24 protein-coding genes and 2 pseudogenes are annotated in these 21,063 nt (G+C 63.1%); 10 read left to right on the top strand and 16 right to left on the bottom strand.

The annotated features are described in order from the left end of the window. The first annotated feature begins 25 nt into the window (after positions 1-25). Positions 26-454: a hypothetical protein gene (locus DSM43276_RS22415; protein WP_078328502.1), complete on the top strand. Its 429-nt coding sequence runs from the start codon at positions 26-28 to the stop codon at positions 452-454. Here the strand turns inward: DSM43276_RS22415 and DSM43276_RS22420 are convergent. Beyond that, complete coding sequence (locus DSM43276_RS22420) at positions 441-1,346, bottom strand: alpha/beta fold hydrolase (protein ID WP_078328503.1); 906 nt, start codon at positions 1,344-1,346, stop codon at positions 441-443. The genes DSM43276_RS22415 and DSM43276_RS22420 overlap by 14 nt on opposite strands. Before the next feature lie 138 nt (positions 1,347-1,484). On the opposite strand from DSM43276_RS22420, the gene DSM43276_RS22425 reads away from it, so the two are divergent. Next, positions 1,485-2,087, top strand: a complete 603-nt coding sequence (locus tag DSM43276_RS22425) for a TetR/AcrR family transcriptional regulator (RefSeq protein ID WP_078328504.1) — start codon at positions 1,485-1,487, stop codon at positions 2,085-2,087. Positions 2,088-2,102: 15 nt separating this feature from the next. On the opposite strand, the gene DSM43276_RS22430 is transcribed toward DSM43276_RS22425, so the two are convergent. Next, a complete protein-coding gene (locus DSM43276_RS22430) occupies positions 2,103-3,140 on the bottom strand; it encodes an endonuclease/exonuclease/phosphatase family protein (RefSeq protein WP_078328505.1) in 1,038 nt (345 codons plus the stop codon). Positions 3,141-3,295: 155 nt separating this feature from the next. Here DSM43276_RS22430 and DSM43276_RS22435 point away from each other — a divergent pair, with 155 nt between their 5' ends. Continuing rightward, complete coding sequence (locus DSM43276_RS22435) at positions 3,296-3,955, top strand: DedA family protein (protein ID WP_078328506.1); 660 nt, start codon at positions 3,296-3,298, stop codon at positions 3,953-3,955. Here DSM43276_RS22435 and DSM43276_RS22440 read toward each other — a convergent pair. Beyond that, complete coding sequence (locus DSM43276_RS22440) at positions 3,952-4,572, bottom strand: CGNR zinc finger domain-containing protein (protein ID WP_078328507.1); 621 nt, start codon at positions 4,570-4,572, stop codon at positions 3,952-3,954. The genes DSM43276_RS22435 and DSM43276_RS22440 overlap by 4 nt on opposite strands. A 135-nt stretch (positions 4,573-4,707) precedes the next feature. Here DSM43276_RS22440 and DSM43276_RS22445 point away from each other — a divergent pair, with 135 nt between their 5' ends. Together DSM43276_RS22445 and DSM43276_RS22450 are read left to right on the top strand one after the other, a co-directional pair. Continuing rightward, positions 4,708-5,022, top strand: a complete 315-nt coding sequence (locus tag DSM43276_RS22445; RefSeq protein ID WP_078328508.1) for a hypothetical protein — start codon at positions 4,708-4,710, stop codon at positions 5,020-5,022. A 220-nt stretch (positions 5,023-5,242) separates the two neighbouring features. Then, a complete protein-coding gene (locus tag DSM43276_RS22450) occupies positions 5,243-5,527 on the top strand; it encodes a hypothetical protein (RefSeq protein ID WP_078298108.1) in 285 nt (94 codons plus the stop codon). 89 nt (positions 5,528-5,616) lie between these two features. On the opposite strand, the gene DSM43276_RS22455 is transcribed toward DSM43276_RS22450, so the two are convergent. Continuing rightward, entirely contained in the window at positions 5,617-6,096 is a 480-nt protein-coding gene (locus DSM43276_RS22455) for a DUF3237 domain-containing protein (protein WP_078328509.1), read from the bottom strand. Positions 6,097-6,178: 82 nt separating this feature from the next. Here DSM43276_RS22455 and DSM43276_RS22460 point away from each other — a divergent pair, with 82 nt between their 5' ends. Next, complete coding sequence (locus DSM43276_RS22460; protein WP_078328510.1) at positions 6,179-6,814, top strand: TetR/AcrR family transcriptional regulator; 636 nt, start codon at positions 6,179-6,181, stop codon at positions 6,812-6,814. On the opposite strand, the gene DSM43276_RS22465 is transcribed toward DSM43276_RS22460, so the two are convergent. Then, positions 6,811-7,599 carry an SDR family NAD(P)-dependent oxidoreductase gene (locus tag DSM43276_RS22465; RefSeq protein WP_078328511.1) on the bottom strand — a complete coding sequence of 263 codons (789 nt, stop codon included), beginning with the start codon at positions 7,597-7,599 and terminating at the stop codon, positions 6,811-6,813. The two genes, DSM43276_RS22460 and DSM43276_RS22465, sit on opposite strands and share 4 nt — an antisense overlap. Before the next feature lie 91 nt (positions 7,600-7,690). After that, a complete protein-coding gene (locus tag DSM43276_RS22470; RefSeq protein WP_078328616.1) occupies positions 7,691-8,404 on the bottom strand; it encodes a DUF1326 domain-containing protein in 714 nt (237 codons plus the stop codon). 142 nt (positions 8,405-8,546) lie between these two features. On the opposite strand from DSM43276_RS22470, the gene DSM43276_RS22475 reads away from it, so the two are divergent. Further along, on the top strand, positions 8,547-9,440 hold the full coding sequence (locus DSM43276_RS22475) for an amidohydrolase family protein (protein ID WP_078328512.1): 894 nt from the start codon (positions 8,547-8,549) through the stop codon (positions 9,438-9,440). Here the strand turns inward: DSM43276_RS22475 and DSM43276_RS22480 are convergent. The 7 genes from DSM43276_RS22480 to DSM43276_RS22510 are packed head-to-tail and all read right to left on the bottom strand — an operon-like array spanning position 9,437 to position 15,915. Then, complete coding sequence (locus DSM43276_RS22480) at positions 9,437-11,071, bottom strand: AMP-binding protein (RefSeq protein ID WP_078328618.1); 1,635 nt, start codon at positions 11,069-11,071, stop codon at positions 9,437-9,439. The two genes, DSM43276_RS22475 and DSM43276_RS22480, sit on opposite strands and share 4 nt — an antisense overlap. A 23-nt stretch (positions 11,072-11,094) precedes the next feature. Then, on the bottom strand, positions 11,095-11,400 hold the full coding sequence (locus tag DSM43276_RS22485; protein WP_078328513.1) for an acyl carrier protein: 306 nt from the start codon (positions 11,398-11,400) through the stop codon (positions 11,095-11,097). Then, positions 11,397-12,083 (bottom strand): ABC transporter ATP-binding protein, encoded by a 687-nt coding sequence (locus DSM43276_RS22490; RefSeq protein ID WP_078328619.1) that lies wholly within the window; start codon positions 12,081-12,083, stop codon positions 11,397-11,399. Before DSM43276_RS22490 ends, DSM43276_RS22485 begins: the two co-directional genes overlap by 4 nt. 5 nt (positions 12,084-12,088) lie before the next feature. Continuing rightward, entirely contained in the window at positions 12,089-13,195 is a 1,107-nt protein-coding gene (locus tag DSM43276_RS22495) for an ABC transporter permease (protein ID WP_078328514.1), read from the bottom strand. After that, positions 13,192-14,382, bottom strand: a complete 1,191-nt coding sequence (locus DSM43276_RS22500) for a cysteine desulfurase family protein (protein ID WP_078328515.1) — start codon at positions 14,380-14,382, stop codon at positions 13,192-13,194. The genes DSM43276_RS22495 and DSM43276_RS22500 overlap by 4 nt, the downstream gene beginning before the upstream one ends. Then, complete coding sequence (locus tag DSM43276_RS22505) at positions 14,357-14,758, bottom strand: iron-sulfur cluster assembly scaffold protein (protein WP_078328516.1); 402 nt, start codon at positions 14,756-14,758, stop codon at positions 14,357-14,359. Before DSM43276_RS22505 ends, DSM43276_RS22500 begins: the two co-directional genes overlap by 26 nt. Next, positions 14,758-15,915: a LuxE/PaaK family acyltransferase gene (locus tag DSM43276_RS22510; RefSeq protein WP_078328517.1), complete on the bottom strand. Its 1,158-nt coding sequence runs from the start codon at positions 15,913-15,915 to the stop codon at positions 14,758-14,760. Before DSM43276_RS22510 ends, DSM43276_RS22505 begins: the two co-directional genes overlap by 1 nt. A gap of 110 nt (positions 15,916-16,025) precedes the next feature. Here DSM43276_RS22510 and DSM43276_RS22515 point away from each other — a divergent pair, with 110 nt between their 5' ends. Then, the gene (locus DSM43276_RS22515) at positions 16,026-17,591 is read left to right on the top strand and encodes an acyl-CoA carboxylase subunit beta (RefSeq protein ID WP_078328518.1); all 1,566 of its coding nucleotides are present in this window, start codon (positions 16,026-16,028) and stop codon (positions 17,589-17,591) included. Between the two features lie 90 nt (positions 17,592-17,681). On the opposite strand, the gene DSM43276_RS22525 is transcribed toward DSM43276_RS22515, so the two are convergent. Next, positions 17,682-18,335, bottom strand: coding sequence for a hypothetical protein (locus DSM43276_RS22525; RefSeq protein WP_109555959.1), 654 nt, complete (start codon positions 18,333-18,335; stop codon positions 17,682-17,684). A 114-nt stretch (positions 18,336-18,449) separates the two neighbouring features. Between DSM43276_RS22525 and DSM43276_RS22530 the strand changes: the two genes are divergently transcribed. Together DSM43276_RS22530 and DSM43276_RS22535 are read left to right on the top strand one after the other, a co-directional pair. After that, positions 18,450-18,869, top strand: coding sequence for a TIGR03618 family F420-dependent PPOX class oxidoreductase (locus DSM43276_RS22530; protein ID WP_078328519.1), 420 nt, complete (start codon positions 18,450-18,452; stop codon positions 18,867-18,869). 33 nt (positions 18,870-18,902) lie between these two features. Continuing rightward, positions 18,903-19,697: an alpha/beta fold hydrolase gene (locus DSM43276_RS22535; RefSeq protein ID WP_078328520.1), complete on the top strand. Its 795-nt coding sequence runs from the start codon at positions 18,903-18,905 to the stop codon at positions 19,695-19,697. A gap of 221 nt (positions 19,698-19,918) precedes the next feature. Here the strand turns inward: DSM43276_RS22535 and DSM43276_RS22540 are convergent. Further along, positions 19,919-20,354 (bottom strand): annotated as a pseudogene (locus DSM43276_RS22540) (hypothetical protein); the annotation flags it as partial. A 309-nt stretch (positions 20,355-20,663) separates the two neighbouring features. Beyond that, positions 20,664-21,062 (bottom strand): annotated as a pseudogene (locus tag DSM43276_RS22545) (nitronate monooxygenase); the annotation flags it as partial. Position 21,063 lies beyond the last annotated feature (1 nt).

The raw sequence follows: 21,063 nt of genomic DNA on the forward strand, positions 1-21,063 counted from the left end.
GTGACCGGGCGCCTACCGTGGGGACATGCGTACGGTTGTGCTGGCAGCCCTGTCTCTCATCCTTCTCGTGGGTTGTGGCGATCGTGGGCTCGATACGCCGCGGGCAACAGCCGATACCTCGGCCGCCACCCCGACGGAGATTCCACCCGACACCTCATCCGTCGTATTTCAGGACGATGCGCGAATCCTCGGCAGCCGTCCCATGACATTCGACACCTGGAGTCGCTCCGCCGACGGCAACGCCGTGATCGTGCACTTCACCAGCGGCACTCCGCAGTGCCACGGCGTGCACGCAGCCGCCCACGAGACGGACGACGCAGTAGAGATCGCGTTGCGCGGTGGCACACCGCCGGAGGCCGTCGGCAAGGCCTGCATCCTGATCGCCGTACAGGGCAGTCTTTCAGTGCCACTGGATAATCCGCTCGGTGACCGGCGAGTTCTCAGCGTGTCGTGACGGGCGCGACCGGCGACAGCGAGCCCTGGAGAGTGTGGCGCCCGAGCAGTGGTGTCAGGAAAGCCGTGACGGCCGTTTCTGTTTCAGCCGCGTGGGTGATCAGGGGCCAGTGACCGGCCGTATCCAAGATGACCAGTTGCGCGGAGGGGAACGCCTGCAGCTGCTGATGGGCATGCTTTACGGGCAGGAAGTGATCGCGCGCTCCCCAGATCACCAGAGCGGGAATGTCATGCTGGCGCAACAGGTATGCGAGGGGCTCGCCGAACTCCCCCAAGTGATGTGAGGCACGGTACAAACGGATCACCGCATCCCTTGTGTCCGAATCGAAATCGCGTGCCATATGAGCCAGGAACTCGGCGGGCAGCCGAGTGGGCGCGGGCTTGAGAGCGTAACCGTATTGAATGACCAGTTTGAACGCCGCAGTCGTGGTCAGGCGCATGACCAGCTCACCGAGCCGCCGGGTGAGCCAGAGCCGAGCCGGCCAGTGCCAGCGATGCCCTGAGACGGCGCCGGTGTTCATCAGAGTGATCGATGCGACCTGGTTCAGGTGGGCGGCAGCCCAGGTCAAGCCCCACAGTCCACCGAAATCGTGTAGCACCAGGTGGACGTTGGTGATGCCCAGCTCGGCCAGTACGCCATCTAGATGTATTGCATGCCCGACCGCATTCTGCGGAAAACCGCTGGGTTTGTCCGCCTGCCCGAACCCCGGCATGTCCAGGGCCACAGCCCGCGCGTGATCGCCGACCGCCCCGAGCAGTCCGCGGAAGTCGTGCGATGAACCCGGATTTCCGTGAATGAACACCACTGCCGTATCGCCACGATCTGGACCGGCGAGCAGCAGCGGAGACCGCACTCCATCGATGGTCACGTGGCTTGTTCGCAGATCTGCCATGTCTCTCCTCGCGCTGTTGTGACGGGCCGAGCACTCCAGCCGGTGCTCAATTTCGGTAATCTAACATATGGTAGATACCATAATCTATACACTGGCAGGGCTCCGTGCTCATGGCGGAGCAGAAAGGATGGTTGGCCGGTGGCCGTCGCGAAGGCTCCGCAGAAGGTAAGTAGAGGCAAGACCAAGCAGCGGATGCTGTACGCGGCTGTTGAGCTGATGGCCGAGAGAAGCGCGGCCGGAGTCACCGTCGATGAGGTGATTGCCCGAAGCGGCGCCCCGCGTGGTTCGGTCTACTACTACTTCCCCGACGGGCGCGCACAACTGATCAGCGAGGCACTCGAGCTGGCCGGCCAGATCACCGCCGCAACGATCACCGAGGCTTTTACGGTCGGCCCCGCCGGCGGGATCGACCACTACGTCAATTTCTGGATAGAGATACTGCACGACAAAGACTTTGGGGCCAGCTGCCCAATCGCCTCAGCGGCAATCGGGGGCGGCGAGATCGACGGCAGTCTGATTCCACAGGCCGACACCATCTTTCAGTCGTGGCAGGAGCTCATCATGTCGGGTCTCGCCGATATGGGATTTCCACAGAAGCGCGCGGACGGGCTGGCCACCTTGATTGTCTCGGCAATCGAGGGCGGCCTGATATTGGCCCGCGCCAACCGCGATATCGCGCCGCTCGAGAAGGTGCGCAATGAGCTCAATCAACTACTACAACAAGCACTCAACGAGCATTAAAGGCCGGTAAGCAAGTTACTTCACGGGGTTGTGCTTGAAGCTCACCCTGACGATGCCGTGGTCCCCGGTACCGGTCTGCCGGTGATTCTCGAAATTGAGATGGTCATTGTTGATCAGTAGCCCGTCGAAGAGCCACACCCGTTTACGGCTGTGGTCGTAGAACTGCTCGCTGACGAGCACATGGTCGAGTGACTCCCGCAGATCTTGGTGCACGTGGGTGTAGTACACGTCGCGTGTGTCCCGGTACTCCTGCAGTGTCTGCGCCGAGTAGAGCCCAAAGTCGCTGCCACCCTGAGAATCTCCGACGAGATAGCGCGGCTGGCCGGTCAGGATGTTCGCCGTGTTGCTCTCTTTGCCGTCGTTTATGTCGCCCAGCACGATCACCGGAGTCTCCGTGTCGCGCATGACGCCGTTGAGCAGCACGCGCACGGCCACCGCCTCCGCGGTTCGGCGGATGGTTGAGATCCCGTCACCCAGCGCCTGCTGATGTGGCCGATACGTCGCCGAGGACTTCTTGTACCAGGCTTCCTTGCTGATCTGCGTGGGTAGCTTGGATTTGAGGTGCACCACAAAGACTTCCGTGGCCGGTTCGTCGTCACGCAGCTGAACCTGAAAGTTCAGCACCGGCCGGGAAAAGCTCTTGATCGAGACGTCGATGGCGGGCGCCTGCGGGTCCCCGGGGTCATCCCGGGACTCAAGCCGCACGGCCTTGGGGAAGTCGGTTATCCACGTGGGCTTTCCGGTCAAGAGCCCCTTACGAACCAGCGCGGCGCAGGTGATGGATGTTCCTATCGCCGGAGTGGCCAGCACGTCGTAGCCGTCGGCCAGACCCTGTGGGTCTGCCGCTAGAACCGCGTCCAGTGCGCTCTTGCTCCACACTTCCTGCAGCCCTATCACGTCCGCCCCGATGATCCCCAATTGCCATGCTGCCCATTCGCTCTTGCGCTTGAACTCCTCGGGAGTCCATGGCTTCGTCGTGGCGTAGAGCGGCGTGTCCGCGTCCTGCAGGTTGTACATGTTGAACGTCGCGACACTGAACGTGGTGCGGGCCATGACTGCCACGGTATTCCGATGATCTCGGCAGGTCTAGATTGTTCACCCGGATGCCACCCACCCGTCATACCGGAACACCCACCGACCGTGAGCGCGCCAGGTGGGGTTCTCGTGTTGTTTGCTGTCCCGCAATGTTCCGTGGCTAACTTCCAGCCATGGACATGGGTCTGGCGCCCGCGGACGTCATGGATCCGATGTATTGGCTGGGCGAGGGCGGATTGTTCGGTGGCGCCGTACTGGCTGGGGTCATGGTCATCGTCTTCATCGAGACCGGCCTGCTGTTTCCCTTCCTGCCCGGTGACACCCTGCTGTTCTCCGCAGGACTAATTGCCGCCCAGCCGAATTCACCTGTCTCGATCCAAGTCTTGGCGCCATGCGCCGCAGTGGCCGCACTGCTGGGCAGCCAATGCGGCTATTTCATCGGACGCCGGCTGGGTCCGGCGCTGTTCAAGAAGGAAGATGCCCGCTTTTTCAAACAGCGGTATCTGACCGCCTCCCGCGAGTTCTTCGACAAACACGGACCCAAGACACTGCTGGTTGCCCAGTTCATCGGTGTGGTCCGCACCTTCACCCCGGTCATCGCGGGCATGTCGGGGATGCGCTATCCAATGTTCTTGCTGTACAACGCTATCGGTAGCACAGCATGGGGTGTCGGGCTGACGACGGTCGGCTACTTCCTGGGCAACGTTGCCTTCGTCGGCGAGCACCTGGACATCATCATCCTGGTGGTCGCCATCTTGTCGACCCTCCCGGCGGCCGCGACCGCCATCAAGCTGTTCCTGGAGAAACGGCGCGCGGTCACCGATAACGGCTAGGAGCCCGCCACGGTTTGACGGTCGTAATGCCGCTTCACCCGAGCGCGGTTACCACATTTGGGCGTGCACCATTCCCGGCGCGGGTGCTCCTTGACGAAGTAGAGCACGCAGTGTGACGCCAGGCAGGCACGCAGCTGGTGGCGTTCCGGGCCACCGAATAAGTCGACGGCCTGACGAGCGATCAACCCAACGGTCAACCGTGCCTGCGATCCGCGTGCCGTCGCCGTTCTACTGGGCGCTCCGTCCACCGGCCACACCAACTCCGCCCGGGCACGAGCGAGCGTATTGATCGTGGCGACGGCCTGGGTATGCGTCATCCCGGACGTCGGTGGTCTCGGATCCTCGGTGACCTCGGCGGCCAGGCACCGTAACGCGTCGCGCAGGGCGCGTAGGTCACCGGCGACAAACTGCGCATCCTCGAATGAGAAGGCAATCGTGTGGGCACCTGATTCGGCCAGGATCCGATCCGCCATCGCATTGAGCCATGCGTACACCGACTGGTCGCCGTCCAGGGCATCCCGAATATCCCCACGTCCACCACGAACCGTGTTCATCAGTTCCACGGGCAGCGGTTCACCGAGGATGGCGGCGATGGTGCCCGACGTGCTCGTTTCCATGCCACGACTGTAACCCTCCTAATGGATAGCGCTACTTGTAACCATGTGGCCTATCTAACAGTGAAGAGGAAATAACTGCTAATGGTTAGCAGTTCCTCTAAACGTTAGGACTTCTCGACGGTGGAAGGAACCGCCATGAACACTCAGATCACTTCATTCACCCGGTCGGCCATCCGGTCAGCGGTTTCATTCTTGGTGGCAGCCGCAGCGCTCGGAGCGATGGCCGTGGCTTCGTTTGCGTTCAGCGCGCAGGCCTCAGCGTCGGCCGGAGGCGGGTCATCCGCCGCGGACACCGTGGACCAGCTGCAGGCGCAGGGTTACACGGTCCAACTGAACGGCATCGCCGACGCGCCGCTGTCGCAGTGTGTGGTGACCGGCGTCGAGGGGCTGCGCGGTGCCACCGCCTTCTCGACCGTGTATGTCGACATCTCTTGCCCAACGCACAACTGAATAAAACCGAATACGCACACGCGGACCCCCCGGTCATATGGCCATGGGAGTCCGCGTTGTCGCATTCGGTTGTCTTACTCTATCGAACAGGCCAGTCCCCCTGATTATTCCGCGGCGAGCTGACTGACTTATCACAGGCCATCGAGGATGGCGACGGATAGCGCTCACGTTATTAGAAGCATCGCAAGTAGATCTTCAAAAGCATTGGAGCGCAGACACAATGACCGCCATCACCGCCACCTCGAAGGCCATTTCCACTAACGCAAGCCGCGTTGTCGCCGCGGCGGGCATCGGTCTCGCGATCCTGGTGCCAAGTTTCGCGGCCATCGAATTGACGGCCTCTCCCACCTCCGCCGTCGTCGCCGGGGCCGGCAATAACGGCTCGGGGGGCAACAACAGGGATCACGCTCGGCTGGGCACCGGCCAGTACACGATGAACAACTCTGGCCCGCAGATGCGCTACACCCCGCCCGCCAGCGGTCAGTTCATCGGCGGTATCAACTAGCCCGCCAAAGACCAAGGGCCGCTTCCGAATCAGCCTACGGAAGCGGCCCTTTTGGCGTTGAAGGAAAGTCTGCGGAGCCCAACCCGATATCAGCGGACTTCGAAGTATTCGTCGTGGTAGACACCCTTGCCCGCCACCCCGTCACCAACGACAACACCGCGAAATACCGCGTGCACCTTGTTCAGCCAGCGGTACTGGTCACTGCCGGTCTCGAAATGTGCGTGTCCGCGCAAGACCGCTCCGGCCGCGAAGCCCGCTGACATATCGCAGCGGCCATGGCCGTGGATGTAGATCGCCGCGCCGTCAGCGGTCTGCATGGTTCCTCGATAGTCGGCGGTGCCAGTCCCGTCCGGCCCGATAACGAACCAGTCGGCATTCGCGCCGCCCAGAGTCTGCGCAGAAATCCCCCGCCCCTCCAGCCTCCCGTCTGGGATTTCGATGACCACGCGCGTACCGGCCGGGGTGGTGGGCATGACCACGTACCTAGCCACGCGCCATACGCCCCGAAAAAGCGGCACCAGCGCGACTCCTTCGTCAACACCCGGCAGTTTCTCCTCGAACGTCAACATCACTGACCTCCATTCGATGCGCCATACCTTGCAAGATCAAGGTAAGCCCTATACTTTGAAGCGTCAAGGTAAACTCTGGCGCATGAGCCAGCCTCGAACTCGCCGACGCCCCGACGAGGCGAAGTCGTTGATACTCAATGCCGCCGAGGAGCTTCTTGTCGAGTCCGGTCCGCACGCCGTCGAGGTACGCGCCGTCGCCACCCGAGTCGGTATGACCGATGCGGGTATCACCCACCACTTCAAGAACCGCGACGGTCTACTCGTGGCGCTACTGCATCACGGCGGTACCCGGATCCGCGACACAGTCGAGCACGCCACCCACGACTGGGTCAGTCGCGGCGCACAGGTGTCTGAGTTGGTGGACTGCATCGCAGATGTCTATGAAGACGGCTACGGGGAGTTGGCCATCGCCCTTCACGCTGCAGGGTGGCGCGATGACGGTGCCGGTCTACTCAATCCCGTCGTCGATACCCTGCACGCAGCCCGGAAGCCCACGCATGGTCGCCGACCGCCGCGCGATGACACCCGTCTTGCCGTCGCCGCTCTGCATCAGGCGCTGGCCACCGAAGCTGCTTACGGAGCGGCATTTCGCCGCAGTGCCGGCATTCTCGAACCAGACGCGAGCCAAGGCCGCCAACAACGACGATGGTGGGTGCGCACCCTCGTCACCGTTCTGGATATCGACGAGACGCTCTCCATAACGCCCAGTGGCCGCTAGGGCAGGATTGAATCCACGTACCCGCCGTCGGCACGAACCGCGGCGCCCGTTGTCGCGGAAGCGAACGGGGAGCTGAGGTACACGACCAAGTTGGCGATCTCCGCCGGTTCGATCAAACGCTGCAGCAGCGACTGCGGCCGATGCTTCTTCATGAATTCACGCTGCGCCTCATCCCAGGGCAGCGACGTGTCGACAAGCTGATAGACGAAGTCCTCGACGCCCGCGGTGTGCGTGGGCCCGGCGATGACCGAGTTGACGGTGACACCAGAGCCTGCTGCATCCTTCGCGAACCCACGCGTGACCCCCAACAACGCGGTCTTGGAGACCCCGTAGTGGATCATCTCCTGCGGAATGACAATCGCCGAGTCACTGGCGATCTGAATGATGCGGCCCCATCCGGCGTCGATCATCCCCGGCAAGTACGCCCGGATAAGACGCACCGCGGACAGTACGTTCACCTCGAAGTAATTCCGCCACTGTTCGTCGGTGATCTCACGTGCCGGTATCGCACCGAAGATGCCCAAGTTGTTGACCAGGATGTCCACCTCGGGGAGCTGCTCGCGGAGCAGCTGCACTCCCTCGGCAGTGGAAACGTCCGCGGCGACTCCGATGACACTGCCGTTCTGAAGCCCAATCTCGGCAATGGCCGCATCGACGCGGTCCTGCGAGCGACCATTCACCACAGCCCGCGCACCACTGGCGGCCAGCTGCCGAACGATTTCCAGTCCAATACCCTGCGTGGATCCCGTGACTAAGGCGGTCTTACCAGTCAGATCGATGTTCACGTGTCTATTGAAGTCCTACCGCACCCGAGTTCATTCCCGGCGGGCTGTGGTGGCCGCGCAGAGCCTGTTCCCCGCGCGGCCACCGATCCGCTCAGTCCGAGCAGCAGCATCCACCCTGCTGGGCCGACACCAACTCCTCTGACACAACCTCTACCTTGCCGTCAGGACGCCAATCGAACGGGAAGTGCTTGCTCGACTCTCCGCGATGCTCGTGTGACCATTCGAACCCGACGGAGTGGTCCTTCTTGACCACACCCCAGGTCGCAACCTGACCCGGACCCACTTCAGCTCCGGGTGCGTTCGTCGTGGTGACTCGCCGACTGGGGTCGGCCGTAGGGCCGGTCAGGGCCTCGACACGGAGATCCACCTTGCCGGGGATCTCGGCACCCCAACTCGCGAGATCGTCGGCCTTGTCGAAGTTGATCGGGACGTACTCGATACCGCGCAGTTCTTCGATGAGACTTGCGAACTCCGCGGGCCAGCCGCCCTCTTTACCCGTAAAGATTCGCTCGAGCGCGATGCGCTGACGGGCGTCCGCGGACTCATCGATGTAGAACATCAGCTTCATCGTCGCGTCCGGGTCACCTATCCACATGTTCCCCCTGAACTCGCCCTGAGCAATCACCCCCAGATTGCTCAAGTCAACATCGCCCCAATGGCCTTCGTTGACATGCCACACCAAGGTGAAAAGGCAGTCCCCGTGTGTGGGTTCCTGCGCGAAGCTGCACGGGCAGGGCAGCTTGCAGCTGCACACGTCGAACCAATCGCCCTTGAGATTCCAGTCGTAGGTATCCGTCGCCGACATTTCGTCCATTCCTTTCTATACCCCATGGGGGTATCTGACAACCTGAACGTAGCAGTGGTCACCAGGCCTTGGCAAGTACCCCTAGGGGGTATATTTCGGAGCCGTTGCCGCGCTGGGCCGATCAATTGATATAGATAGGTCTATGTCCGCATCAGCTTTCGACCCCGCGCCCGTCAGACAAATCTGGCAGGAGCTGGATATACCGGGGATCGTGGACGTGCACACCCACTTCATGCCCAAATCCGTCATGGACAAGGTGTGGGCCTACTTCGACTCGGCCGGGCCTCTCATCGGGCGCCCCTGGCCGATCACCTACCGCGCCGAGGAGTCGCAGCGGATGCAGACGCTGCGGGAGTTCGGAGTGCTCCGCTTCACCTCATTGATCTACGCGCACAAACCGCAGATGGCTGCCTGGCTGAACCAGTGGGCGACCCAGTTCGCGGCGCAGACCCCCGACTGCATCCACACCGCAACCTTCTTTCCCGAATCCGATGCGCTCGACTATGTGCACGAGGCCATCGAGGCGGGAGCCCGCATCTTCAAGGTCCACATTCAGGTGGGTGCGTTCTCCCCCATCGATCCGCTGCTCCTCCCGGTGTGGGGTCTGCTCGAGGACGCCGGAGTTCCGGTGGTGATCCATTGCGGCTCGGGCCCGGCTCCGGGCGAATTCACCGGGCCCGAACCAATCCGGTTGCTGCTGACGCAGTTTCCGCGACTACGCCTGATCATCGCGCACATGGGTATGCCCGAGTACTCGGACTTCCTCGATATCTCTGCACGGTACGACGAGGTACGGCTCGACACCACCATGGCCTTCACCACGTTCTCCAACGAGAAGGCACCGTTTCCGGAAGCTGCCTACCCACGGCTTCTGGATCTAGGGCACAAGATCTTCTTCGGCAGCGACTTTCCGAACATCCCCTACGGATATGCCGAGGCCATCACCGCGCTGCGGTCCGTGCCCGGCGTCGACGACGGGTGGATGCGCGATGTCCTCTACCGCAACGGCGCAAAGCTGTTCGGCGTTGACGGCTAGATGAGCGAGCCGGCGCGATACGCCTCGCGCACCGTAAGCCGCTGACGTTTTCCGCTGCTGGTCCGGGGAATTGTCCGCGCCGGCACCAGCACCACCTCATCGAGGGAGAACCCAAAGGCTGCGCGTACCCCGCCGGCGATGCGCGTGCGAAGTTCCTCGTACTCGTCGGCCGCGGCCCGTGTTCCGACGACGGCGATCACCGATTCTCGGGCTCGCTGTTCGTCACGCAGCGAAAAGACGACGGAAACACCCCCGGCGCCGGACATCCCGTCGATCTCCCGCTCGATGTCATAGGGCGGGAAATTGCGACCACGCACAATGAGCATCTCCTTGTGACGGCCCACCACGAACAGTTCACCATCGGTGACAAAGCCCCGGTCGCCGGTGTCATGCCAGCCGTCCGCGGGCACCGCGACCCCGCCGTCCGCGGTCAAGTAGCCCAACATCACCGACGGACCGCTCACCTGGATATCGCCCACCACACCGTCGGGCAATAGCTCGCCGTCGGGGGCGACGACCCGAAGGTCCAAGCCATCAACCACCTGTCCGCAGGACACCACAGGCTGACCGTCATCCGGCCTGCGACCAACCCGCACCCTTCCGAAGGACGAAGCATCGGGCGTAGAAGGTTGCAGTGCAACGGTTGTCGCGAGCACCGTCTCAGCCATGCCGTAGCACGGCACCAACACATCTGTCCGCATCCCCAGTGGTGCAAGTCGGTCGGTGACCTCATGCAGCACCGAGAACGGAATGGGCTCGGCACCGACATACGCGTGCCGCAGCGCGGACAAGTCCAGGTCTGCGGGGGCTCCACTACGCGAGACCGCCTCCGATACCGCCCGATACGCGAAGGGCGGGCCTGCGGTGTGTGTCGACCCATGCTGGGACATGTGTCGCGGCCAGGACATCGGATCCCGCAGAAATCCCATCGGCGTCATCACCCCGATGCGCAGGCCGTAGAGCAGTGCGGCCAGCACCTGTATGAACCCCATGTCATGGTAGAACGGCAGCCAGCTGAACACCCGATCACGTCCGCGCAAAGCTCTTGTGCCATAAGCGATTGAGCTGGCGTTGTGCACCACATTGCCATGCGTCAACAGCACCGCTTTGGGAGCCGACGTGGATCCGGAGGTCAGCTGAATGTGGTGGATATCGCCGGGATCGGGCTGCGAACACCGATGCCAGTCAATCGGATCGGCATCGGTCAGTTCGTTATACGTCACGACTGCCCGGTGCGCGACCGCCACCGCCACCCGGGGTTGCGCGATGACCATGGCCGGGTTCAGCACCCCCAGCGCCGCACCCAAGTGCGCCACACCCGCCGAATCCGGGCGCGACGGAGTGGGCGGGGGTGCGATCGCGCACGGCACCGCACCCAGCAACAGCACTGCCAGCAGCGTGGTCAGGTATTCCTCGTCACTCGCCGCGATCATTGCGACCCGGTCGCCACGGCGAAGGCCCCGCGCGGTCAGCGCTGCGGCACGAACCCGCGTGGTAAGAACCAGGTTTACCGCAGGAAGGGTGTACAGATGGCTACGCGAGTCGTAGAAGTCAATCTGTTCTAGCTCCGAGCGCAGCAGCATGGCGTAGTCGATCGCACCGGATGCCATGGCCGGAGCGTTCGCCTCCACATGCTGACGAATCGCAATGTCACTCATGCCTGTTCGCGGCGTTTCGCCTTATCGCTCAGACGTTGACGAATGAACACGCCGATATCACCCACCACGGTGAACGCGAAGGCCTCCTCTTCCGGAATGAAGACCGTGAACCTGTCCTCCAGCTCGTTCATCAACGCCATGAGCACCACGGAGTCGACGGGCAGGGCGAGCAACGGGGAGTCGGCATCAACCGCGGCGAGGTCGACCTGTGTCAGATCTTCCGGGGGAAGTAGCCGGGTCAAGGCATCGCGGAGCGCACCGATGACTTCCGTATCTTCGGGTAGCGCAATGGTTTCGGTCATTGTTCCTCCTTCTCCAGCAGCACGCCGTCTTCAAGGTGCAGCACACGATCAGCGATTCCCGTCAGGCGCAGATCGTGCGTCACGATGACCACCGCCGCCCCTTGAGTCCGCGCGGCGTCCGCAAGTTGCTCGGCCACCTTCTTGCCGGTGGCTGAATCCAGGTTCGCGGTCGGCTCGTCGGCGAGTACCAGGCCGGGGCGCGCAACCAGAGCCCTGGCTGCCGCCACACGTTGTTTCTCGCCTCCCGAAAGCGCAGGCGGGCGATGGTTGGTCCGGTGCGCCAACCCCAGCTCGATTAGCAGTTCCCTAGCCCGCGCCAGCGCGGCATCCTTCTTGACCCCGGCATAACGCAATGGCAGCGCTACGTTCTCCGCGCTGGTCAACGCGTTGAGAAGGTTGTACTCCTGAAATAGGAAGCCCAAGCGCTTCAATCGGATCCGCGCTCGTTCCCGCTCGCCGAGTTCACCAACGTCCTGTCCGTCGATCCGGACGCGCCCCGAGCCCGGGGTGAGCAACAGCCCCATGACAAGAAGCGCGGTGGTCTTACCTCCGCCCGAGGGGCCGACAACCAGCACCACCTCGTGGGGCTTGACCGCCAGATCCACACCACGCAGAGCGCGCACCGCCGCGTCGCCGCTGCCGTACTGATGCTCCACATTCTCAAGTCGCAACACAGGATTCATCGAACTCACCTCCGGAACGCCTGGGCAGGGTCGATCCGTGTCACTCGTCGGACAGGAATCAGTGATCCGATGATCGCCATGACACCGGTGGCCGCCGCCATCGCGGCGAGCATGGTGGGAGTGACCTGCACCGTGACGTCTCCCAGCCGATCCTTCACCAGGAACTGCACCCCATAGGTAATGCCTGCACCCAACAGGTATCCGAGTCCAGCGATCAGGATCGCCTGGGTGATCACGGTGCGGCACAACTGCGCCGGACGAACGCCCAATGCGCGCAACACCGCGAAATCACTCATCTGCTCGGTGGTCACCGCGAGAACGGTCAACCCCACGAGCGCCACCCCCACCAGCGCGGCGATCCCGATCATCGTCTTCAACGGTCGCCCGATCATCGAGATGACAATCGCCCGGCTATTCTCGGCGAAAGTTGCCGCGGTGAGCGCGTCCATCCCGGGAACCGTCCTTCGGACCGAGTCCGCGACCTGCTCGGCGGTGAATCCTTCGGCAGGATGAATCAGGAAGTAGGACGCGCGATTTCCCGCGCGCAGCAGGTGCGCAGCATCCGGCAGGGAGACGAACGCGTAGAAGTTGCCCACGGCAGCGGTCTGGTTGGACAAACCCACCACCGTGAAATCACCGTCTACGAGCTGCACCGTGTCCCCGATGTGGATCTTGTTCTTCTTGGCCAGCACTCGATCGAGTACGACCTCCCCGGACCCATTCACGTTGCGGCCCTCCGACAAAGACCACGGGCCTCCCGCACCGGTGGTCGTGTCGTATCCGACGACAAAGTACGCGGTGTGCCCGCCGTTGTGCACGAAATCGGACGGCAGACCGAGGATCGGTTCTGCCGACTGCACACCGGGAACCTTGAGCAGCCGGTCCTTACCATCGCCGGGCAACCATGACACCGCACGGAACATCTGGGAAACACCCGGCTGAACTACCCAGACCGCACCCTTGGAATGGTCGATGTAGGTGGTGACCTGATTCGTGGTGCCCACAAAAATGCCAGACATCACTAACACCAGGATCACCGCCACGGCGACACCGATCACCGAAAGGACGAATCGGGCGCGCTCGGCAACAAGGTTCTTGACGGCGACGATCATCGGACCATCCCGCCTGCCATCGCGCGTAGCCTCTGCACGGCCCGGGTGGTGGCCGCGATGACTCTCTCGACGTCCTCCTCTGACACGTCCGGCCCCATCGAGAATCGCACCGTGCCCCGCGCCTGCTCCTCTGTCAGCTGCATCGCTTGCAGCACATGAGAAACCGAGTCTTCGCCCGCGTGGCACGCCGATCCGGTGGATACATAGATGCCGTGCATGTCGAGATCGTCGGCGAGGGTGTCGGCACGAATGCCGTCGAAGCGCACACTGACGGTCTCCTCCAGCACCGGCTCGGTCACGTTGAGATGCACACCGCCCAGCGGGCGAAGCCCGTCGATCAGCTGCTCGCGCCGATCCCGCATTGCCAGCCGGTACCCCAATGACGCCGTGCGCAGACACACGTCGGCCGCCGCGGCCATGCCGAGTGCGCCGGGCACGTTCTCGGTGCCCGCACGCAGCCGGTTCTCCTGCGGTCCGCCGCGCATGACCGGCGACAGCTGGTGTCCGCGCCGTACCAGCAGCGCACCCATTCCGCGTGGACCGCCGAACTTATGCGCCGACACCGAGATCATGGTGGCTCCAAGGCTTGTCAGGGCAAGCTTGCCCGCCGTGTGTACGGCGTCTATGTGGAACGCCGCGCCCGATCGCATGGCGATGTCGGCGATCTCCCGGACAGGCTGAATGGCGCCGGTCTCGTTGTTTGCGTGCATCACCGAGACCAGCACGGTATCGCGGCGCAGCGCCCGAGCGACATTCCCCGCAACGACATGTCCCGTCGGTGCGGGCTCCACGAAGGTCACCTCCACGCCCAGGTCCTGCAGCGCATGAGCGTTCGCCACGACTGCCGGGTGCTCAATGGACGAGGTCACCAGGTGGCCCCGAAATCCCACGGCGGCAAAGGTTCCCCACAACGCCAGGGTGTTTGCCTCACTGCCTCCGGAAGTCAGCACCACCTCCTCGGCGTCGGCTCCGAACAGCGCAGCGATGGTGCGGCGGGCATCGGTGAGGGCATCGGCGGCGTCACGTCCGGCACCATGGCGGCTCGACGGATTGCCGACCAGTTGGTGTCCGCTCAATATCGCCTGTGCGGCCCGGGGATGCAGGGGTGCGGTCGCGGCGTAGTCCAAGTAGATCTCAGACGGCGCCACCTGCGCGGGCGGACTAAGTTCCAGGGATGGTGCTGACATCTTCGTCAATTCCGTTGCGGTAGTTGTTGGCTAGGCGTTGCGCGACATCGGCACCGAGGGCGGCGACGTGCTGCTGTTCCGGCGAGAGGCCCCCCGACCATTCAGCGACCTGTGTCGGTTCGATCGTCGCGATCGCCTCCACCGACATACCGGCAAGCCGCTCAGTGAGGATGGACGCGACCGCCAGGGAAGCCGAGCATCCGTAAGCCTCGAATCCGACCCGACTCACGACCTCCTCCTGGATTTGCGCGGTCAACAGGATCTGGTCCCCACACACCGGGTTACCGATAAAGGCGGTGACATCAACCTGCGCCAGTCGGCCCGAGTTACGCGGGTTGGTGAAGTGGTCGACCACCGTCGGACTGAACCGTGGCACTAGGCGCCCGCCCCTTGCGAAGCTCCGGCGGGAACCAGCTCACACTCGGCGACGACTTCCCTTGAGTCGATGTATTTTTCGATACTCACGGCGCAGCAGCCCAGTTCGGCGCCCTGACGGCGCCGGCGGAACTTCACGGTCTGACCGGTGCGGCCGCAGGGGCAATCGCCCTCGTCGACCTCACCGATGTCGTCGGAGAGCAGGAAACCGGGGTACGCGGTGTTCAACGCGTCAAGGATCGCTATCCCGCCGGTCTTACCGGGTTCAAGCTCGACAGTCGCGTCGGTGACGTCACGGATCGAGATGTAGCACCACGGCGGCACATGCTTGCGCTGATGCTCGCACTCGATGGCGAGCATGTTGGACTCGATCATGCCGTACATGTCGCGGATTCGGGTGCGGTCGATGCCCAGCACGCGCTGCGCCTTCTCGTTGAAATCGTCTCGGCTGATCGAGTTTCCGGTGTACTGCTTCCAGCCGCCGAGCATGATGATCAGCGAGTCGGGGTCGAGGGTGAGCGGAATGTCCTCGAGCTCCAGGTATTTGAGGAATCGGGCGATGATGAACGGTGGACCGATCAGGTGCCTGGTCATCCTCCCCTCCCAGCTCCGCAGCTGCGCCAACGCCTCCTCCGGATCAAAGGAATACTCGCGCACGACGTAGCGGTGATCGTCGAGCATGCCGGTGAGAAGATTGAAGATCTTCACCATGCCCATCTCGGGCACCTCGGCGGTGGACGGGCACAGAAACAGCCCTGCACCGTGGGAAATACCGAAGAAGTCCCGGTATCCGCCGAAGATTCCGACCGACGCCCGGGTCACCGTCATCGCATCGCGTCGCGCCACAGAAGGCACGCCGCTCGTGCCAGTAGACCGGATCTCAATCTCGACGTCCTCAAGCCCGCAGGTCATGAGCACATGCGCCCCAGCCTGTTTGAACATGCTGACTGGAAGCAGCGGGATGCGCTGCAGGTCAGCCCAGTCGCGAATGTCATGCGGGGTGAGGCCGACGGCGTCGCACTGGGCGCGATAGAACCCGTTGCCGTCGAAGTGCAACGCGAAGGCCTGACGCACCACGTCGGTAAGCGACCCCCGCCAGTCGTCCCGCGTCGCCCGAAGGGCTTCCCCCGGCATCCCGAGCATGGTGACCAAATCCACTGCGCATCTCCTTTGACTGCCCTGCCCATCAAGGGCACCGGTGGAGTGGTCGAATCATGGTGAGGAAAAGTTCCCGCAGAGTTTCGGGGCATTATGGAAGAGTTCCGTCCATGGCTGATGAACCATTGCGCGCGGACCACGCTGAGCTACTGAGACGACGTGCGCTCACCGAGGACGCGGCCCGCCCCGATGCGGTTGCCCGCCGTCACGCGACCGGTAGTCGCACCGCGCGCGAGAACATCGCCGATTTGGTGGATGCAGGGTCATTCGTGGAGTACGGGCGATTCGCCATCGCCGCGCAGCGTGGGCGGCGCGACATCGCCGACTTGATCGCCCGCACACCCGCCGACGGCCTCGTCGCCGGGACGGCACGAGTCAACGGCGAGATGTTCGGCCCCGACCGCAGCGCGTGCGCCGTGCTGTCCTATGACTACACCGTGCTCGCCGGAACACAGGGCGCGCTCGGACACCATAAGAAGGACAGGCTGTTCGATCTCATCGAACGCATGAAGCTGCCGACGGTGTTCTTCGCCGAGGGCGGCGGCGGACGTCCCGGTGACACCGACTATCCGGTGGTCTCGATGCTCGATGTCCGCGCATTCAAGCTATGGGCCGCACTATCGGGAGTGGTGCCGCGGATCTCGGTGGTCAAGGGTCGGTGCTTCGCCGGCAATGCCGTCATCGCGGGTTGCTCGGATCTGATCGTGGCGACCAAGGACACATCGATCGGCATGGGTGGCCCGGCCATGATCGCCGGCGGCGGACTCGGTGAGGTGCATCCGGACGAGGTCGGGCCGTTGTCTGTGCAATCACCCAATGGGGTCGTGGACGTGGTCGTCGACGACGAGCAGCAGGCCGTCGCCGTCGCCAAACGGCTCATCGGGTATTTCCAGGGGGCAATAGAGCCCGGACAGGCAACGGACCAAACCGTCTTACGGACAATGATTCCCGAGCGTGCACGGAGGGCTTATCCGGTGGCACCGATCATCGAGACGCTCGCCGATGAAGGCTCGGTGACGTTCCTGCGGGAGAAGTTCGCGCCCGAGATGGTGACGGCCCTCGCGCGTATTGAGGGCCGCACCGTTGGCGTCCTCGCCAACAATTCGATGGTGATGGCGGGAGCGATCACCGCCGCCGCATCGGATAAGGCCGCCCGGTTCCTGCAGCTGTGCGATGCCTTCGGATTACCGATGCTCTCACTAGTCGACTGCCCGGGGTACATGGTGGGTCCCGCCGCGGAGGCCGATGCACTGGTCCGGCGTGCATCGCGCATGCTCGTCGCCGGGGCCGCGCTACGCGTACCGCTTGTTTCGGTCATCCTGCGCCGCGGGTATGGCCTTGGCGCACAAGCCATGACCGGCGGCAGCCTGCATGAACCACTGCTGACGGTCGCATGGCCGGGCGCGCATCTGGGGCCCATGGGTCTGGAGGGCGCGGTGCGACTGGGGCTGCGTAAGGAATTGGAAGCGATTCCCGACGAGGCTGCCCGGGAGGAAGCCGTGCGTCAGGGCACCGCCGCGGCCCAAGAGAATGCCAAGGCACTCAACGCCGCTCAGATCTTCGAGATCGACGATGTGATCGACCCGGCCGAAACGCGATCCCTCATCGCCTCGACATTCGCTGCCGCCATGCGAGAACCGCTGCCGCCGCGCCGATCCGTCGTCGATACGTGGTAGTGGCTCAGCCGGCGCTCGGAACCCCGTCGCCGTGGAATCCGCTCGGCACCCGATGGCGCATTGTGATTCTTGCGAACAGATGTGAACCCGTTACTGCGCCGCCTCCACGAACTCACGCCTTCCGTACCGGATGGTGGCGTCCTGCCAGCGGCCACCGGCAGCCTCGACCAGTCGTCGCGCCATGTCCACGTCTTTGATATCCGCGATCAGGACCAACCACCCGTCTTCGGTCACCGACCCGCCGGCCAACGCCTCGCGCGCAGTCCCGTCCGCGGCTAGCGCGTCGTGCAGCCGCACCCGATCGATGCCCGGAGCCTCCACGGCCACAGCATTGATCCCTGCGTCCCCGGCCGGCAGATATTCGAAGGTGAGCACCGATTCCTGACCGAACTGCCGACCCACCTGCTCGCCGATGCGTTGTAGATCATCGCGATCCACGCAGGCAAGTTCGAAGGCGCGCGACCGCTCGTAGGTCATGCGGTTGTTGTCCTGCGACCAATACACCCCGTCGACCGGCGTCGACCGCACGGGCAGCACCAGATTCTGGACGGTCATCGCGCTGACTTCTAGCGAGAAGTCATCGAGTGGGTCCAGCAGACGCCTATCGGCAGGGTCGGTGATGATCGCGGTGTTGTTGGTCGCGAACAGCTCGGCCTGGGGGCGAGCCGGATCCCCTGCGACGCACGACTCTGGATCGGCGCGGGCGTATCCCGCGGGCGACCCACCCGCGACGAGCGTCAGCATCGCAATTCCGATCGCGAATACGCGAGTCACCCGATGCATTATTCCGGCACAAAGCCTCTCGGCGGAAGTGCGAATTTGACCTCAAGCGCGGTTGAGATTCTAGGTTGTGGACTCATGACCTCGATCCACGATCCATCCGTCCGCCAGTTCCTCGATTCGAGTCCCGCGCCGGTGGGGCAGCTGGGATACCTCGGAACCGATGGACGCCCGCTCGTTCTGCCCATCTGGTATCGGCTCGCCGACGATCACCTGCAGTTCGTCACGCATGTGGACACCCTGAAAGTCAGGGCTTTACAACGGGACCCACGCGCCGTCATCACCGTGGCCACGTCGACCGAGCCCTATCTGTACGTCCAGATTCAGGGTGAAGCCACGCTGGAACCGGACGCGTCCGAGGTTCGCACCACCCTGATCGACATCACCGCCCGGTACCTGGGAGCCGAGCGCGCCGTGGCTTACGTGGACGAGCATCACAGCGCACCCGGTGAGGCGATCGTGCGGGTACATCCCGTCCGCGTTCACGCCGCTCTCTGATATCACCCCCTCTGACAATCGAGGAGACTCACGATGTACACCATCACCATCAATGGTGCGCAGCTCACCTTCGACGATCAGGGCCTGGACGACGGCCCCGCAATCCTGCTGCTCACCGGGTGGGGGCATGACCACCGCGCTTACGACGAACTGTTGCCTTACCTCGTCCCCCACCATCGCGTCATTCGGATGGACTGGCGGGGTCACGGCATCGACCGCACGGCCGTGGCCGACTTTGGTCTTGCGGAACAGGTTTCAGATGTCATCGGCTTGCTCGACGCCCTCAGCGTGCAGTCGGTAATCCCCGTGGCTCATGCCCACGCCGGATGGACAGCGCTGGAGATCGCCGAACGTCTCGGCGCAGCGCGGGTGCCGAGCGTCGTCATCGTGGATCTCATCATGTCGTCGGCCCCCGCCGAATTCCTCAGCGGCATCAAGGCATTTCGCGATCCGCTGCGCTGGCAATCCAGCCGCCTCGAGTTCCTCCGCGCGTGGCTGGCCGGTAGTGGCAACGATGCCGTCAACCGGCACATACGCTCCGAGATGGGCGGATTCGGGTTCGACGTATGGGCACGAGCCGGACGGGTCATCGAGGATGCTTACGCCACGTGGGGCTCGCCCATGTCGCGCATGGAGAAGCTGACCGAACCGCGGCGCGTTCACCACATCTTCTGCAAGCCGGAACACACCACCTACGACGATCTCCACGACGAGTTCCGATCACGCAATCCCTGGTTCAGCTACGCGCGCCTGTCCGGCACCACACACTTCCCGCAGCTGGAGTTGCCCGCACAGGTCGCAGAAGAGATCACGGATCTGCTCTCGTAACTACTGGCCCGTCATTGTTTTCAGGGTTGATCGACAACACTCGTGCACCCTAATTATGTTGTGGCACATAAAGATTGGATACTATTAGATCTCGACGGAGTCCGCTTCTGCGGGAGCTTCATCGGCGGGTGACGGCCCGGGATTCGGCGCCAGCACCGACGCGGGGATCACCTCGGGGCCCTCCGCATGGGCAGGCACATCCAACGGGGTGGCGCCAGCCTCGTCCGCGTTGTCCATCGGCAGGTACATATGGCGCTTGAACTGCGACTGGTAAGCGCCGCCACCGCCGATCCTGACGCCACCTCCCTCGCCGCTGGAGACGGCGGTACCGTCCGGCAGTGTGACAGCGGTGTGCCCGCCGTTCCAGCCAATCACCAGCGCACCAGGAGCGGTGCCGTACTTGAAACCACGTGCGAGTAGCGCGCGCTCCTGGTTACCGGTGTTGAACCGAGAACCGAAGGCGGGGCGATCGGTGGCGACGTTGGACACCCAGGAGGCCAGGCCGGAGCAGTCGGTGCCCCGTGCGGAATCTCCGCCCGAGACATACGGCGTACCCGAGACCTGATGGATAAACGCCAGCAAAGCAGCGAGATCAGACATGAGACCGGACGCTAACAACGAGCTTGACGGCCTACCAAAATATGTGGCTTGCGTCATATTTGCTGGAAATTATGACGGGAATTACTCTCCGCCAACCGCTTACTGATTACGGTAGTGCATTCACGACCGTACGTCCATTCCAATAAACCTGCAGGACATAGTCGGTTTGTTGAATGCTTTCTGACATCGATCCGTAATTTGCTGCGCGCTACCCACATTGGTCACTTTTCCCATACATCCGAGCATCTCTTGTATTAACGCAGGAAGATTTCTGTTACCCATCCCACCTTTTCCGCGATGCGCGTCCCACTCTGTGGGATGGCTTGTGCGCTACTTCATTCGGTGCCGCACATGCCTTCGATAGGGCTAAAACTGGACGAAACGCCTACTTTTTCGGAGGTTGAACGGCCAGCGCCGAAAACCCGAAAGCTCACCCATGATGTCGGCCACCGAACCGCCCCGCGCGTTTCTGAATCCGCTTCCCGCCCAGACATTTGTGGCCTGCGGATCCGCTGTCGCCCGAACAGGGCTCGTCAGATAATGCACTTCGGTGTATCCCCGTGGGGCGTGCGCTTCACGCTCATCGATGAACCTGCTCCGTAACCCTCGTGCGTAACGCCACGAAAATTGCTTATTCACAACGGTTTCAGAGAACACCGGACTATTCGGTGCAGTGCGGTGACCGGGCTACTACCCGCTCACCGGCCAAAGATGCATCGTATCTAGTTGTGTCGCAACAGCTCCCGCGCAATCATCGGCTGCCACA

Origin of the sequence: Mycobacteroides salmoniphilum (assembly GCF_004924335.1) — a bacterium.
In the GTDB taxonomy this organism is placed as follows: Bacteria; Actinomycetota; Actinomycetes; order Mycobacteriales; family Mycobacteriaceae; genus Mycobacterium; species Mycobacterium salmoniphilum.